Origin of the sequence: Flavobacterium tegetincola DSM 22377, from assembly GCF_000425485.1 — a bacterium.
GTDB classification, from domain to species: domain Bacteria; phylum Bacteroidota; class Bacteroidia; order Flavobacteriales; family Flavobacteriaceae; genus Flavobacterium; species Flavobacterium tegetincola.
This window is the reverse complement of sequence record NZ_AUDN01000024.1, coordinates 83,021-99,034: the sequence shown is the minus strand read 5'-3', so window position 1 is coordinate 99,034 and position 16,014 is coordinate 83,021. Positions and strand designations below refer to the sequence as shown.

Genomic DNA, 16,014 nt, shown 5'->3' with positions numbered 1-16,014 from the left:
TTTATCCTGAATTTATTTTAGGATCTTTAAAAACCCTTATCCTTGCGGATAAGGGTTTTTTGTTTTATAAAATAGTATAGTTTTGTGGGACCGCTGATAGCTATCCGAGGTCATCGCCTTTCTTTATTCGAACACTGTTATAATTTTTATCAAAGTCTCCATAAAATGAGGCTACTTTTGTTTAAATAACTCTCGAATTTAGTGGGATTGCTCTAACTATATTGAGGAATAGTTAAAATTAAAAAGAAATAAATTTTAAATGTTGTCAAATATTCGTGCTATTTTACATTTTGATAGATAAAAAGCTATCTTTCTTAGTACTTTAATCTGACTTCTCCACACTTTTATTCTTGCGTTACAATAAGCTGTAGAGGCTTGGGGTATCTAATGATCACATTCGTTCTTGAAAGACTCTTGCTTCAATTATCCCAAAATTACAGTGACTTCCGTACACTATCTGTTTGTTTTAATTAATTAAGCTCATTTTTCCGTGTATTAAGCACTTTTTTTTAAAAATATCCGTAATTCCATTAGAATTATTTTCTACCAAGCAATGTTATTATAGTACACGACGAATTTCCCGCTCGAAATTTCCTGTCGAATCCTAATAAATGATAAATAATCATCTTTTAACGTTTTCAATTTTCATATAAATTTCTTTTTTCAGCCAAATGGAGGTTTTAAAGTATGACAATCGTGGACATTTTGCACTGTAATGGAGAAAATTTCTACTCTTATTTTCATACTAAATTTAGAGTAGTTTTGATTTCCTAGATGTACTAATTTAGTTGGGAGTTTGAGTTAAAAGAAAAAACCTTACATTTAACATATTACAGAGGAGTGAAAAATTTTTGACGCAGCATTTAAAATAAAAGCTTTAAAAGTTAGCAATTAAGGTTCCAACATAAATAAATTTGCCAGAGAATTAGGTATCCGATGAATATTTAAGTTTTTATGGATACATTGAAAGATGATATGATCAAAAAAGAAGATTTTCAGTTTTAAAATATCGTGAAATAAGGGAATATCACAATTAATCAATTAGTCATATTAATGTTGCTTAACTTAAATTTGCAATATAAGATTTGTAACTGGATTGCTTAAAGTAATTTCACACAAATAAAACTGAATTGCTACTCAAATTTTTAATACAATTAATGGACTAAACAAGTTCACAAAATTTATTATAAACGCCTTATATTTTACGATTTTCGTTTTTAACCTTTAAACATTCATTTCTAAATCCTCAATATAATCTTTGTATTCATAAAAAAACAACTCAAAAACACTCATTTTTTCATTGAAAAAGGCGAAAATTTCAGGCCATGTATTTTTATTAAATACACTGATGCCGGTTTTTTCAACCCAAATTTTACTAATTACTTTTCCCGTTTCCAGATGGAAGTTGCGCTCAAAAATGGCATCACTCATAAAATCATCATGCAAAATCTGCTTCAGAGATTCGATTTTCTCAAAGTAAATTTTTCTTTTTCCCTCATCTTTCGGTTCGATGTCCAGGGTTACTTGTGCTCTTTTATTATCAACATAAAATTTAAAGCTGAAATCTTTTATTTTAGTATCGTATAATAACCATTTTCTTGGATATACTTCGGCAAATTCAATCCAGAATTCTCTTTTAATTTTTTGGGAGTCGGCTTTACTAAACATAATTGGAAAGGCTAAAAATGAAGGAATTTTTGTAATTTAGATTTTTAAAACAAGTAAAAATGATTTTTACCGATTTTCTCAAATATGTTCCAAAAATAGCAAAAGAAAACCTCATAGGCGAAGAAGCACACCAAAAAATGTCGCCTCCCGAAAGATTAAATTTTGTAAAAGAAAATAAAGACGCAATTTTAAATTCAAGAAAGGCAGCAGTTCTGATGCTTTTCTATCCAAAAAATACTCAAACGCATTTGATTCTAATTGTCCGAAATGCATATCCTGGTGTACATTCCTCTCAAATTGGTTTTCCTGGCGGTAAAGTGGAAGCGTTTGATATCAATTTGGAAGCCACAGCTTTGCGGGAAACGCACGAAGAAGTGGGTATCGCTCCCGAAAAAATTTCAGTAGTTAAGGCGTTTACACAATTATATATACCACCGAGTAATTTTACCGTGTTTCCTTTCTTAGGCTATAGTACTGAGGAATTGGTTTTTAAACCCGATCCTCGAGAAGTTTTTGGAATTATTGAAGTGTCCCTGAATGATTTTCTAGATGAGAATAATTTTACCACAGAAAATTTGCAAACTTCTTATATGAAAGAAATTGAGCTTCCAGTATTTAAATTTGATGATAAAATTGTTTGGGGTGCTACTGGAATGATGCTTAGCGAACTTAAAGAAGTCCTAAAAAAAGTGTTGTAAAAAGATAGTTTTCGTATGTTTGTAACTTAACTTCTAACATAAATTTAGGTATGAGGTGGTTCAAACGCAGTCCTTTTGGTCAATTACTTTTTCTGAAAAAATGGATTATTCGGATTTCTGCTCTTCTAACGCACAGGAGGTACCGCGGTTTTAATGAATTGCAAATTGAAGGTTCGGAAATCATCACTAATTTACCAGACCGAAATGTGCTTTTCATTTCTAATCATCAAACCTACTTTGCAGATGTTGTAGCTATGATTCATGTTTTTAATGCAAGCTTGAGCGGTCGAGTGGATAGTATTAAAAATGTGGGATACATTTGGAATCCAAAGCTCAACATCTATTATGTAGCGGCAAAGGAAACTATGAAATCTGGTCTTTTACCGCGAATTATGGCATATGCAGGAGCTATTTCTGTGGAGCGTACTTGGCGCGCCGAAGGCAAAGATGTACAGCGAGAAATTAATCCAAATGATACTAAAAATATTCAAATTGCGCTAGAAGACGGCTGGGTTATTACATTTCCGCAAGGTACAACCAAATCGTTTAAACCTGTCAGAAAAGGAACGGCTCACATCATCAAGATGTATAAACCCATTGTAGTTCCCATTGTTATTGACGGATTTCGACGTTCTTTTGATAAAAAAGGTTTGCGCTTAAAAAAGAAAGGCATTCTACAATCATTTATCATCAAAGAACCGTTAGAAATTGATTATGAAAATGATACGATTGAACAGATAGTGGAAAAAGTAGAATTTGCTATTGAGCAACATCCTTCGTTTTTAAAAGTTATTCCGCCACAGGTTAGAGAAGAGGAGGAGGAACTTAATGAAAAAAGACGATACAGTTATAAGGAAGATTAATTTGCAATTGCTTCCACTATGTAACCATTTTGGCGAAGCAGACTAATTACACCTTCTTTTCCCAATAAATGTGCAGCACCTACACCAAAGAATGTTGGCTTTTCTTTACTCACTTTCTCAATGATAGGAATCCAATTTTTGTTCCGATTGGTCAGAAGCAAGTCCTCATAATCAGTCATCATGGTACTTTTAGTTTCCTTAGTCAATCGCTGCATTTCATTCAAATCCTTCATTGCGTAGCTTTTCAACATTTGATTGATTTCTTTCTTATCTTCTTTAAAATCATTTTTAATTGATTTTATTAGTTCTTCGGCTTGCAGTTGATAGGGAATTTTATCAAAAATAGACATTTGTTCCTTTACCGTTTCCAAGCCAAAAACCGGCTCGTTTTGTAAGGCAGAAATGCGCATTAGTTCCGCTTCTATAGATTGAGGTTTGCAATCGAGCAGCGTGGTCAGAAACATTGCACTGATGATAAATGGTTTATACGTATCAATCATTTTAGCAGATAGGTTTAATTTTGCCTGCATATAATCGTCCAATATATTGAAATCTTCATTGGTAAGTAGCGCGCTAATCGTAGTGCCATTTTGCATTGGCATCAGTTGCATCATTTCTGTTTGCATTGCGGCATCGTCCATGTCCAATTCCAAGTAGAGTTGAGCGGTTGCATCCAGCGCTTTATTTACCGCTCCATCCAATTTTGCATCACAAGTAATATGAATGGTTCCAAAAACATAAGAAGGTTGAATTCCCTTGCCGGAAACGCGATACAAGAGCGCATTTTCATTTTGTGCAAAAGAAACAAAGGAAATAAGGCTTAACGCCAAAATAAATATGTTTTTCATGTGCGTGTGTGTGACTTTCTACTGTTCGTAACCTCGTATGTAAAAGTGTAATTTAATAATCTATTTTTTTTAATTCCTCATAATTTTTGTACAAGCGTTTGAGCAATACACCGTAAATGAGGCGATAGAATAACCAAATAAATCCTACAAAAATGGCGAGAAATACTAAAGTAATTATAATATAAATGCCATATACTAACCCAGTGCTGTTTCCTTTTTCCGATACTTCAGCAATCATCTTCATCACTTGAGGATCATAATTAAATTGAATATAAAGTACTATAATTGAACTTGCTACGGCATATATTATATTAAACCATACATATTGATGTACCGTTTTTCTTGTTTTAAGTATGGTACGAATTAATTTTTGAGCATTGTCCGTAGCTGTGATTTTTCTGTAATTCATGAAAAATTGAAAGAAAAAGTAAAACAGTCCCACGTAACCAATAATCATAAAAGGCCTCATGATATTTTCTACATGATAAGCGTCAAATTGCTTCATGACTTTCGAATCCTTCATCAAAAAGGAAAGCGCAGACCATAATAAAAATTCTAAAATACTGATTATAAAAATCCACTTCACAATAGAGCTGGAACTCTTGTGAATCATCTTATATATTTGTTTTTCCGAAACTTGCTCAAAAGAACTTTCCTCTTTCTTCCAATGTTTCTTTAATAAATCTAACTCTTCCATATCTTTTCTTCTCCTTACGGATTTAAAATTTTCTTCAACTTCCCCTTGATTCGATTCATTTTTACCCGTGCATTTACTTCGCTAATTCCCAAAGTTTCCGCTATTTCTTCATAATTTTTATCTTCGAGGTACATATAGACCAATGCCTTTTCAATATCATTCAATTGATAAACGGCTTTATACAACAATTTTAGTTGTTCTTCCTCTTCGTAATTGTAATCTTCCGCTTTAAAGAAATGCTTTGTAGTATCGTATTCTGTAGTAGCAATGGAGCGTTTGCTTTTACGGTATAAAGTAATAGCGGTATTTAAAGCTACACGATAAGCCCAGGTAGAAAATTTGCTTTCTCCTCTAAACTTCGGAAATGCTTTCCAAAGCTGGATGGTAATTTCTTGAAATAAATCCTTGTGCTCGTCATCGCCAGAAGTATACAACCTACAAATCTTGTGGATTATATTCTGATTATCTTGCAATTGCCGTACAAAATTCTGTTCTAAAGAAACACTCATATTACCATTAGTAGGTTTTGTAGCACATTTGTTACAGCATTATTAAAATTACGATGTAATTGCATTGTTTTTGGAGTAGTTAATCAAGAGGTTTAAAAATTTACTGTAACTTTCTAAGCCGTCTTGTTGCTGGTTTGCTTTTAAAAAATGGTTGTAAAAACCCTTAGAGCCGTCCTCAATTATGCCTTCATATTCCAGCCAATGCAGCCTTGAATCTTCATAGTTATCCAAGACGCCAGCATTAATCTCTAGTACTAATTGTGCTGCAAGTGCAGGATTTCTAGCTTGCCAATTGCTCAAGCAGTACAATAAAGCAGTACTGTAACCCGCATATTTAAAATGTAAATTCTTATTTTGAGTAACCGTCAGAAACCCAATAAAATTCGCTTCACTTTCAGAGGCATAGCCAATTTGGTGCGCCATTTCGTGACAAACGGTCATCGGAAAACCAGTCATCGGAACCCGATCATTGACCTGCGCTTCATTGGTAAATGGATTTAAATAACCCGCAAATCCCATATAGGAAAGCGGTATACTCAGTAGCGATTTCTTCATACTTAAATTTTTGTACGCAAAAAAGGGATGATGTTCTGCTAAGATTTGGTAACCCTCAATGCTCTTTTCAAAAATTTCCTCTTGAGTCAAATTAGAAGTTACTTTTACTATACTATCGTTAGTTATAGCAACCTGCGTTTCATTGGTCAACCGAATCATCTCTTTTGTGAAACGTAACAAATCGGCATCGCTGTAGTCTCTTTCAATTTGCATTTTGTCAAAAAGAGGTTCTCGGTAATAATTAGTTGCCCATAGAAGGTGAAATAAAAAGTAAAAAACACTTACAGCAGCACCCATTTCAATAAGAATTGCGCTCCATTTTTTAGGCTTTCGGAACAAATTGACCACCCACAACAGCAACAGAAATCCTACAAAAAAATAAATAAAATCACCCACCGAAAATGGAATCCATCCCAATATAATTCTGGAAAAAGAACTTATATACGGAAACAGGCCATTGCTATAAAAACGCTCCACAAATGATGGAAAGAAGCCCAATATTTGCACCAATAGTACCTGAATCCCCAAGAAAATAACCCAAGCCAACCGACGGTTTTTCATACATTCTATTTATAGAAGCGAATATAATAAATACTTCTCAATTGATGCATAAACAAATGATTTAGGATTTGGAGCACAGCGCTCGGGCCCTTGTTCAGTCCATGTTCCCGTCTTCCGTTTCAATCTCCCGAAGAAAGATCGGGAGGATTTCTCACTGCAACCGGGGCTATTTTAAAAGCTTAAGGCTTCTTTTCAACTTAAGGTTTTGCGCAATACGTAAAATCTGTACACCAAAATTTTCCGTATGTAAGTAGGTCAACCCTACGGTACTACTTTTGTAATCTTAAGGAGTAACGTACAATAAAAACTTAAAATTTAATCCTTTATTTAGAATAGATTAAAATAATAATGTATTTTTGTGGCGCAATAATTTATACAACTTCACTTCACTACGAATGGGCAAGAAAAATAAAGAAAAGGTAATTCTATTTTGCGACGGCAAGAAATGCTGTAAGTACAATTCAGAGGTAAAAGAATGTTTCAAAGACTTAGTTCAAGAAGCAGGATTGTCTGATTTGGTTACCCTTCAAAAAATGAAATGCCAAGGTTTTTGTAAAAGTGCTCCAATCATTTGCATACATAAAAACGAATGTGTTGGAAACGTATCGACACAAGATGCTAAAAAACTTTTTGCAAAACACATTGCATAATTTTAGCACTATTTTTAGACCTTTCCCATGCTAACTTTGTAACTTTACGGCCATAACTTTATAATTAATTATAAGCATGAGCCAAGAAATTCGCAACCTCGAACCAAAACAACTCTGGAATAAATTTGCCGATCTTAACGCTGTTCCGCGTCCTTCTAAAAAAGAAGAACGTGTAATTGCCTTCATGAAAGATTTTGGTACTACATTAGGTTTTGAAACCATTGAAGATGAAGTAGGAAACGTCATCATCAAAAAACCGGCTACTGCTGGAATGGAAAACCGCAAAACCATCGTAATGCAGTCGCATTTAGATATGGTGCACCAAAAAAATGCCGATACTGTATTTGATTTTGACACACAAGGAATTGAAATGTATGTGGATGGCGACTGGGTTCGTGCCAATGGAACAACACTCGGAGCCGATAACGGTTTAGGAGTTGCTACAATTATGGCCATTTTAGAATCCACAGATATTGCACATCCTGCCATTGAAGCATTGTTTACCATTGACGAAGAAACAGGAATGACTGGAGCGATGGGTTTAAAAGGAGGCTTACTTTCTGGTGAAATTCTCCTAAATCTAGATACTGAAGAAGACGACGAAATAGACATAGGTTGTGCAGGCGGAATTGATGTAACTGCAACCCGTGAGTACAATGAAGAGGAAGTTCCTGAAGATGCAGTAGCGTATAAAATTACTGTAAATGGATTGAACGGCGGACATTCTGGAATGGACATTCATAAAGGTTTAGGGAACGCTAATAAAATAATGAACCGATTACTTTTTGGTGCATTTGAGAATTTCGGATTGCAAATTGCCGAAATTAATGGTGGAAGTTTGCGCAATGCCATTCCTCGAGAAAGTGTTGCAACAGTTGTAATTGCAGGTATGTACGACGAAGCATACGTTTTTGACATGCAAGAAATCATTGGCGATATCAAAACCGAATTCAAAACGATGGAACCAAAATTGGCCATCACAATAGAAAAAACGGATTTGCCCGCAAAAATTATGGATTTAGGTGTGCAAGAAGGTTTACTTCGTGCAATTTACACGGCCCATAACGGTGTGTACAGAATGAGTCCAGACATGGCTGATTTAGTAGAAACATCTAATAATATTGCTCGTGTTATCGTTAAAGACGGTGAAATTTCGGTAGGTTGTTTGACGCGTTCTTCAGTTGAAACTTCTAAAATGGATTTGGCTAACGCTTTACGTTCTGCATTTGAACTAATGGGTTGCGAAGTAGATTTTTCAGGTTCGTATCCGGGTTGGACACCAAATGTGACTTCAGAAATCTTAGATGTTCTAACCGATTTATACGAGAAACAAAACAACGAAAAGCCTAAAGTAGTAGCCTGTCACGCAGGTTTAGAATGCGGGCTTCTAGGAACTCATTATCCAGAGATGGACATGATTTCTTTTGGACCAACAATTCACGGTGCACATTCGCCTGACGAAAGAGCTTCAATTTCTTCGGCTCAAAAGTACTGGAAGTTTGTATTGGAAATATTGAAAAACATTCCGGTTAAAAATTAATCCACCCGCTTAAATATTCAAAAACCCGTTGCATCTGTAACGGGTTTTTTTATGATTTAAAATTTCATGTTGTACATTTGTAACGCTACGTACTTATAAACCAGCTTTAAAAGCAAACTAAGAAACAATTAAGGCGCTTTATGAAGATAAATGAACTGCCTTAAAGCGTTTAAACTAAAAAATAATTATATGAAAATCATCGCATTTGCAGGAAGTAACAGTTCAGTATCCATTAATAAAATGTTGGCAACTTATGCCGCAAGTCTTTTTGAAGGTGCCGATGTGGAAATCCTCGACTTGAACGATTATGAAGCACCACTTTATGGTATTGATATTGAAAATAAAATTGGACAAGCAGAACAAGCTGTACAATTTTTACTGAAATTAAAATCCGCAGATATATTTGTGCTTTCATTAGCTGAAAATAACGGCAATTATTCGGTGGCATTTAAAAACATTATCGACTGGTGTTCCCGCATTGAGAGGGATTTTTTCAACAAAAAACCTATGCTACTGATGGCAACTTCCCCAGGTAGAGGAGGAGGAAGTCTTGTTTTGGAAATTGCAAAAAGTAACTTGCCGCGATTTGATTCAAATGTAAAAGCCGTCTTTTCCTTACCGAGTTTTGAATATAATTTTAATCAAGAAACCAGTACGATTTCAAATGCTGAATTGGATTCCGAACTTAAAAAAGCCGTGAAAATCGTTCAAGAAGCAGCCCAAAATTAAATCCTAAATCGTAATTCAAAAATCTTATCACAATTCGCCTCCATGACTCCTGAAACTTTAAATATAAATTCCGTTTGGTTCAATCAGTTGCAATCTGAATTTGAAAAACCGTATTTTGAAAAATTGTGGAGCGAAGTTGCAGACGCTTACGATCTAACCACTTGCTTTCCGCCAAAGCGACTCATTTTTGAAGCGTTTAATTACTGCGAGTGGGATCATTTAAAAGTGGTAATTGTGGGTCAAGATCCGTATCATGGTTTGGGAGAAGCGCACGGTTTATCCTTTTCAGTTCCGGATGGCACACGGATTCCGCCGTCCTTGCGAAACATTTTTAAAGAACTCAACGAAGATTTGGGAACGGACTTGCCCATTTTTGGAAGTTTAGAACGTTGGGCCAAACAAGGCGTTTTACTTTTAAATGCTGGTTTGACAGTGGAAAAAGACAAAGCCAACAGTCATAAACATTTGAATTGGAGCGTTTTTACCAATGCGGTAATTGAACACATCAATCAGGAGAAAGAAGGTGTTGTGTTTTTATTGTGGGGAAATTTTGCACAAAAAAAAGGTGCTAAAATTGATCTCGAAAAGCACTTGGTTTTGACAAGTGGACATCCGTCGCCCATGAGTGCCAACCAAGGGAAATGGTTTGGCAACAAGCATTTCAGCTTGACGAACAAATATTTGCGAAAAGCAAAGAAGAAGGCAATTAAGTGGTAGTTTTTTACAATAAATGTTCAGATCAAGAGTTCATTACCTTTAAACATTTTGCTGTAGAGTGGCATAAGTGAGAAATAACACTTCGTTCCTTCAAAAAATTGTAACAGATTAAATAAGGATTAAACTATACTTCATGTGCCCATATAGGAAGATACTATAGATTACTTGCGCTAATAGCATATTCCTATAGGTAGATGCTATAAATTCCTCACACTGGTACTACCTTCCTATAGGATGATGCTATGGTTTACTTGTAATGATATTACATTCCTATGGGAAGGTGTTATAATTTCCACGCGATGCTAATACCTTCCTATAGGAAGGTGTTATAGTTTACTTGTAATGATACTACATTCCTATAGAAAGGTGCTATAAATTCCATGCAATGATAGTACCTTCCTATAAGAAGATGATGGTACTAGAAGCGGTATGGGATGTAATCATAAGGAAGTGCCACAAATGGGATAAAATTGTAGATAGGAGAGTTTAAAAATTAATTATAATTGAAGAGGACGATTATAGTATACCATCACCCATACGCTCAAAATAATTAAGTACTCCTCGAACTCTAAAAGACTTTCATTATAGGAATCACTAATTGTTATAAACTTGTTTCAGCTCAGGTTCTTTAAAAATAGCGGTACGCTTAAAATCTTCTCTTTTTCCACTTCAACTCAGCAAGAGGAGCACGTCATGTTGAAAATGCAACGTTGTTTTGCGATTTTTTTTGCTAAAAAGCACATAGAAAATAATATATATCATTAAAAGCAAAATGAGGTAGTATTGCACTTCCATCAACTCTATGAATTTTACTGCAATACACTTATATCAACTTTCTACGGTTCATTACGTACTATACAAACAAAAAAAAGAGCCGTAAAACGACTCTTTTAACAGTTATAGTATGAGTATTATAATTCGGGAATACGCAATACTTGTCCGGGATAAATCTTGTTTACATCGGTCAACATTGGTTTATTTGCCTCAAAAATACTGTTGTACTTCATTGCATCACCATAGTACGTTTTAGAAATTTTTGAAAGCGTATCGCCACTCACCACTGTGTGAAATTTAGAAACAGGTTTCGGTTCGGATACTTCCATATTGTTGTCCACCGTATCCACACCAGTTACATTTCCAACAGCAAGTGTAATTCGTTCAGAATCGGCTTGATTGGCTACTTTTCCTTCTAGAATTACGTCGTCACCGCGAAGTGTGATTTTCAAAATTTCGTATTTTAATCCTAATTTTTTTACGTATTCCATCAATTCGCCTGCCTTCAATTGGTGCGTTTCAACTGCTGGAGTGCTAGCCTCTTTTTTACTGAAAATATTTTCTCCAACTCCTTTAATAAACGAGAATAAGCCCATAATAATTTGTTTTTAATTGTTACAAAAATGATTATTACGAAGTTAGGGCTTTCATCAAGTGGGTGGGTTACACTATGAAAAACTTTTGTTGTGAGATTTCAACACTACTTTTTTAAGATCATTTATAGTTTTACTTTCCTAAACTAATATAAGTAGCATCAGCTTAAACTATGGTATAACTTAGCTTTTTATGAAGCAAAATGATTCATTACATTAGGGAATTTAAATTCAAAGTAGTTTACTATTGCACCTAATTGCAGCAAAGCAGTCACCATATTAATTCAATGTCAAAGCACCTAAAATTTCTTCGGACATAAAAGGACCTCCGGGATATTTGGCAGTGTAATCGAGGTTGAGCCAGATTTGGCCGCGTTCATCAATGTGGTAATGAATTTCTTTTCCTTTACTTTCCCGCTGAAAAAGGACTTCCTTTATGAGGTAATTAATGGTTTCCAAATCCTTTTTATCACCAATTAACATTTCAGGATAAATGTGTCCACCCGTATGAATGAGTCGCGGAGTGCCGCCAACAGCTCGGATGGAAGCCGCCATCATAATAGCATGATCGTCACAATCTCCCGAAAAATGCATCACAGATTCGCTTGCTGCGGCAATGTATTCTTTACCTTTCGGATCGTCTACGTAATTCCAACGCTGCTTTACTTCTTTAAAAACCGCAAAGCATTGGATGATCATTCGGTATTCATGATAGCCTTTTACGTCCCTAAAATTTTCAGTTGTTGCCATTAAGGCAAAGTTCCTTACTTTGGGATTCTGAAAATCAATAGCATTTAAAATCTTAGTCTTGTTGGGAAAGGGAAGCAGTTTTGAGATAATCAAATCTTGCGGGTTGGCATTGTCCAACATCAGGTACATCATGGAGCGATAATCTTCAAAGACCTCACTGAAACCGTAATTTCCGATCGTGGTTCCGTACATTAAGACCAGCAAATAAATGCCGAGTGCAATTATGGTAATGGTTCTTAACAGTCGTAATATGAGCTGAATAATGGCAATGATCGCTATAAAAAGTAAAATTCGGTCAATCTGAAAAGGCCACTCCGGATCAATGATGTTTTGGTGGATGATGATGAAAATAGGAATCGTAATCAGTATGTTTAATAGGAAAATGACGATGTTGTTCCACGGCCTTTTGAGCTGGAATTTACTTCGTAAGTGTTGAATTTTCGTTTTTGTTTCCTGAATCATGGGTGCATTTCGAAGGCTACTTTTAGCGCAAGGCCAGTTGAGCAAAAGTACCTTTTTTATCGATAATGCCGAATTCAAGAAGCTGATTTTGAACATTGTTTAACATATCTGCATCAATTGGCGCTTGAGACCACTGCGTTAGGGAAATCCAGTCTTGAATATCTCCTATTTTCTGATTGAATCTTGACGCTAAAGTGGCATTAATTTCAGGGATTTCTTTGAAAGTAGCCGTTTTTGAATTGATGGTATCTGCAATTTTTTGAATTGCACTTGGATTGTTTTTAATAATTTCATCCGTTGCCACGATAACAAAACTGGGCCACGGCGTCAAGCAATCGCCCAATCGTCTAAAAATCCCTTGATCCACGAGTGGTTTGGTCATGAAGCGCTCCCACATAAAATAATCTGCTTCGCCAGCGGTCAATGCTTTTACGGCACCATCAATGGTGTTAATGATTTCAAATTTTAAATCCTTTGTATTCCAGTTTTGATTGTGTGCGTTAACATACGCCATCAATTCTGAACCGGACCCTTTTCGGGAAATGGCGCATTTGGTGCCTTGTAAATCTTCTACGGTTTGGTAACTAGAAGGTTCAGCTACGTGAATCCCCCAAATTAGAGGACTTTGCACGTAGACTTGCAGTATTTTAGACGGATTTCCGGCCAGAATATCTTTAATGATCCCTTCGGTTAAAATTACGGCCAAATCAGTTTCGCCGTTGCGAAGCATTTGACACAATTTGCCAGTTCCCTCAGGAACATTAGTCCATTGAAGGTCGATATTTTGGTCTTTGAACTCGTTGTTTTCAATGGCCAATTGCCAAGGAAGATTAAAATGTTCGGGAACGCCGGCTATTTTTATTGTTTTCATTTTATGCTGCTTACTTCTTGATACTGTAATCGTACTCCTTTATTCCGCTAATTTATTTAAAGTATACGCAATTAGTGCGTCAACCGCTTTGTAAGGATCTTCGCTAAAAGTTCCGTTGGCACGATTGGCAACAATTGCATTTAAAGAAAGTGCTTCATGCCCTAAAAGTGCTGATAGGCCATAAATAGCTGCAGTTTCCATTTCTAAATTTGTAATGCGGGTTACCCCAAATTTAAAATTATCCATCTTGTGATTCAATGCGGGATCTTGAATGGCAAGACGCACTACGCGACCTTGAGGACCGTAAAATCCAGGTGCTGTGGCGGTAAATCCTTTGAAAATTTGGTCGCTTTCAATTAATTTTTCTAATTTTTCGCTGCATGAAATTACATAAGGTCGGCCTTTTTTCAAATCCCAATTGGTTTGAGAGATAAAAGCATCTTCAATTTCAGGATGTGTGATTTTATCAATTAAGTAGGAGTGCAGCATGTTGTCTAATCCTAAACCGAATTTGGACATCACCATACTATCCACAGGAATATCCGCCTGCAAAGAGCCCGAAGTTCCCACACGAATGATGTTTAAAGAGGTTAGTTTTTCTTTGGGTTGACGCGTTGCGAAGTCGACATTGACTAATGCATCAAGTTCGTTCATGACAATATCAATGTTATCAGGACCGATTCCTGTCGAAATAACCGACAATCGTTTTCCTTTATACATTCCCGTTTGTGTTTTAAATTCTCTTTTTTGTGTAGAAAATTCGATGGAATCAAAGAATTGAGTAATTTTCTCTACCCGATTTTGATCACCAACAAAGATGATGTCGTGTGCAATATGTTCTGGTTTGCAATTGAGATGGTAAACGCTTCCGTCCGGATTTAATATAAGTTCTGATGATTGAATCATAATTTTGTTTGATTTTTTTTAAAGTTAAAAGTTTAAGGTTGAGGAGAAAGGTTTAAAGTTTCAAATTTAAAGTTGGGCAGTTGGTCGCTAAAAGTACTAACACTATCAACTAATCCAGTTGTTGCGAAACTGAAAATTTTTATCCACCCACACGCTTCGTTTTGAAACCTTTTTCTTGTAGGTATTTCATTATTGTATCGCGGTAATTTCCTTGGATGATGATTTCTCCATCTTTGAAACTTCCGCCAACGGCTAATTTATTTTTGATTTCCTTGGCTAAAATTTTAAAGTCCTCGTCTGCTCCTTCGTATCCTGCAATAATTGTGGTTGGTTTTCCTTTTCGTTTTTCGAACTTGCAAATCATAGGCTCCTTTTGAATATAGAGTTCTTTGGGTTCATTGGAAACTTCCTCAATTTCAGTAGAAGGTTCGTGGTCGGGGAAGAGGTTTTTTAATTGGTCTTGTAGGTCCATTATTTTTGAAATATTTTAAAAACAGAAAAGACATCAAGCAAAACTCAATGTCTTTCCTTTATACTATAAAAGTAAAACTTATTTTTTAATTAATCCCAAATCTACCAAACGTTCGTGCAAGAATTCTCCTGCAGAAATGTCTTCGTATAATTTTGGATGCTCTTCATCAATGCAGTTCTCTAAACAATCCAATCGCATGTCGCTCACGGGATGCATAAAAAACGGAACTGAATATCTTGAAGTTCCCCACAATTCTCTCGGCGGATTAACCACTTGGTGAATCGTAGATTTTAATTTGTTATTGGTATGACGAGAAAGCATATCGCCCACATTGATTACCAATTCGTCCGGTTCTGCAATCGCATCCAGCCATTCACCTTCGTGATTTTGCACTTGTAAACCACGGCCTTGAGCACCCATTAAAAGTGTAATCAAGTTGATGTCGCCATGAGCTGCTGCACGAATGGCATTTGCTGGTTCTTGTGTAATTGGAGGGTAGTGAATTGGTCTAAGAATTGAATTTCCTTCTTTTCCGTAGTTGTCAAAATAAAATTCATCTAAACCTAAATGCAAGGCTAAAGCTCTTAAAACGTAGATACCTGTTTTCTCCAGCATCTGATACGCTTCTTTTCCCACTTTGTTGAAATTAGGAAGTTCTTTAACTTCCACATTATCGGGATATTCATCAGCCCATTTTGAATCTTTGTCCACGTATTGGCCAAAGTGCCAAAACTCTTTCAAATCTCCTTCTTTTCGGCCTTTGGCATGTTCTTTTCCAAAAGATACATAACCGCGCTGTCCTCCAATACCTGGAATTTCGTACGAATATTTGGTTTCTACTGGTAATGCAAAGAAATTTTTGATTTCTCCGTACAATTCAGTTACCAATTGGTCCTCTAAAAAGTGACCTTTTAATGCGACGAAGCCAATGTCTTCAAAAGCCCGTCCGATTTCATTTACAAATTTTTGTTTACGTTCCGGGTTGTCCGAAAGGAAATCACGCAAGTCAACACTAGGAATATTTTGCATACTCTTTAATAATATATGTTAATAACTTTGCTCAAGGCTTAAAACCTTGCTGTTACAAAGATATCAAATTTATTGGAATGAGTATTTTTAAAGTTATGAACAATAAATACTAAGCACGTCTG

The 16,014-nt window shown here is 35.6% G+C and carries 17 protein-coding genes; 6 read left to right on the top strand and 11 right to left on the bottom strand.

What is annotated here, in order from left to right:
- Positions 1-1,224 precede the first annotated feature (1,224 nt).
- Positions 1,225-1,668: a DUF4268 domain-containing protein gene (locus tag H602_RS0107205; protein WP_026977412.1), complete on the bottom strand. Its 444-nt coding sequence runs from the start codon at positions 1,666-1,668 to the stop codon at positions 1,225-1,227.
- Between the two features lie 59 nt (positions 1,669-1,727).
- On the opposite strand from H602_RS0107205, the gene H602_RS0107200 reads away from it, so the two are divergent.
- Positions 1,728-2,366 (top strand): NUDIX hydrolase, encoded by a 639-nt coding sequence (locus H602_RS0107200; protein WP_026977411.1) that lies wholly within the window; start codon positions 1,728-1,730, stop codon positions 2,364-2,366.
- Positions 2,367-2,416: 50 nt separating this feature from the next.
- The gene (locus H602_RS0107195) at positions 2,417-3,229 is read left to right on the top strand and encodes a lysophospholipid acyltransferase family protein (RefSeq protein ID WP_026977410.1); all 813 of its coding nucleotides are present in this window, start codon (positions 2,417-2,419) and stop codon (positions 3,227-3,229) included.
- Here H602_RS0107195 and H602_RS0107190 read toward each other — a convergent pair.
- The 4 genes from H602_RS0107190 to H602_RS0107175 are packed head-to-tail and all read right to left on the bottom strand — an operon-like array spanning position 3,226 to position 6,399.
- A complete protein-coding gene (locus H602_RS0107190; RefSeq protein WP_026977409.1) occupies positions 3,226-4,077 on the bottom strand; it encodes a TraB/GumN family protein in 852 nt (283 codons plus the stop codon). The two genes, H602_RS0107195 and H602_RS0107190, sit on opposite strands and share 4 nt — an antisense overlap.
- A 52-nt stretch (positions 4,078-4,129) precedes the next feature.
- Positions 4,130-4,774, bottom strand: a complete 645-nt coding sequence (locus H602_RS0107185; RefSeq protein WP_026977408.1) for a hypothetical protein — start codon at positions 4,772-4,774, stop codon at positions 4,130-4,132.
- Between the two features lie 14 nt (positions 4,775-4,788).
- Positions 4,789-5,283, bottom strand: a complete 495-nt coding sequence (locus H602_RS0107180) for an RNA polymerase sigma factor (protein ID WP_026977407.1) — start codon at positions 5,281-5,283, stop codon at positions 4,789-4,791.
- Between the two features lie 48 nt (positions 5,284-5,331).
- Positions 5,332-6,399, bottom strand: coding sequence for a DUF3810 domain-containing protein (locus H602_RS0107175; RefSeq protein ID WP_026977406.1), 1,068 nt, complete (start codon positions 6,397-6,399; stop codon positions 5,332-5,334).
- Positions 6,400-6,794: 395 nt separating this feature from the next.
- Here H602_RS0107175 and H602_RS0107170 point away from each other — a divergent pair, with 395 nt between their 5' ends.
- The 4 genes from H602_RS0107170 to ung all read left to right on the top strand — a co-directional run bounded on the left by H602_RS0107170 (position 6,795) and on the right by ung (position 10,035).
- Entirely contained in the window at positions 6,795-7,049 is a 255-nt protein-coding gene (locus tag H602_RS0107170) for a (2Fe-2S) ferredoxin domain-containing protein (protein WP_026977405.1), read from the top strand.
- Positions 7,050-7,125: 76 nt separating this feature from the next.
- The gene (locus H602_RS0107165) at positions 7,126-8,589 is read left to right on the top strand and encodes an aminoacyl-histidine dipeptidase (RefSeq protein ID WP_026977404.1); all 1,464 of its coding nucleotides are present in this window, start codon (positions 7,126-7,128) and stop codon (positions 8,587-8,589) included.
- A gap of 189 nt (positions 8,590-8,778) precedes the next feature.
- Positions 8,779-9,318, top strand: coding sequence for an NADPH-dependent FMN reductase (locus H602_RS0107160; protein WP_026977403.1), 540 nt, complete (start codon positions 8,779-8,781; stop codon positions 9,316-9,318).
- Between the two features lie 42 nt (positions 9,319-9,360).
- Positions 9,361-10,035 (top strand): uracil-DNA glycosylase, encoded by a 675-nt coding sequence (gene ung, locus H602_RS0107155; RefSeq protein WP_035759099.1) that lies wholly within the window; start codon positions 9,361-9,363, stop codon positions 10,033-10,035.
- A 911-nt stretch (positions 10,036-10,946) separates the two neighbouring features.
- Here the strand turns inward: ung and lysM are convergent.
- The 6 genes from lysM to H602_RS0107125 all read right to left on the bottom strand — a co-directional run bounded on the left by lysM (position 10,947) and on the right by H602_RS0107125 (position 15,892).
- Positions 10,947-11,405, bottom strand: coding sequence for a peptidoglycan-binding protein LysM (gene lysM / locus H602_RS0107150; RefSeq protein ID WP_026977401.1), 459 nt, complete (start codon positions 11,403-11,405; stop codon positions 10,947-10,949).
- Positions 11,406-11,681: 276 nt separating this feature from the next.
- On the bottom strand, positions 11,682-12,614 hold the full coding sequence (locus tag H602_RS0107145) for a hypothetical protein (RefSeq protein ID WP_026977400.1): 933 nt from the start codon (positions 12,612-12,614) through the stop codon (positions 11,682-11,684).
- Positions 12,615-12,636: 22 nt separating this feature from the next.
- Positions 12,637-13,485, bottom strand: a complete 849-nt coding sequence (locus H602_RS0107140; RefSeq protein WP_026977399.1) for a substrate-binding domain-containing protein — start codon at positions 13,483-13,485, stop codon at positions 12,637-12,639.
- Positions 13,486-13,524: 39 nt separating this feature from the next.
- Complete coding sequence (locus tag H602_RS0107135; RefSeq protein ID WP_026977398.1) at positions 13,525-14,391, bottom strand: nucleoside phosphorylase; 867 nt, start codon at positions 14,389-14,391, stop codon at positions 13,525-13,527.
- A 139-nt stretch (positions 14,392-14,530) separates the two neighbouring features.
- Positions 14,531-14,863, bottom strand: a complete 333-nt coding sequence (locus tag H602_RS0107130) for a translation initiation factor (protein ID WP_026977397.1) — start codon at positions 14,861-14,863, stop codon at positions 14,531-14,533.
- Positions 14,864-14,941: 78 nt separating this feature from the next.
- The gene (locus H602_RS0107125; RefSeq protein ID WP_026977396.1) at positions 14,942-15,892 is read right to left on the bottom strand and encodes an isopenicillin N synthase family dioxygenase; all 951 of its coding nucleotides are present in this window, start codon (positions 15,890-15,892) and stop codon (positions 14,942-14,944) included.
- Between the last annotated feature and the right edge of the window lie 122 nt (positions 15,893-16,014).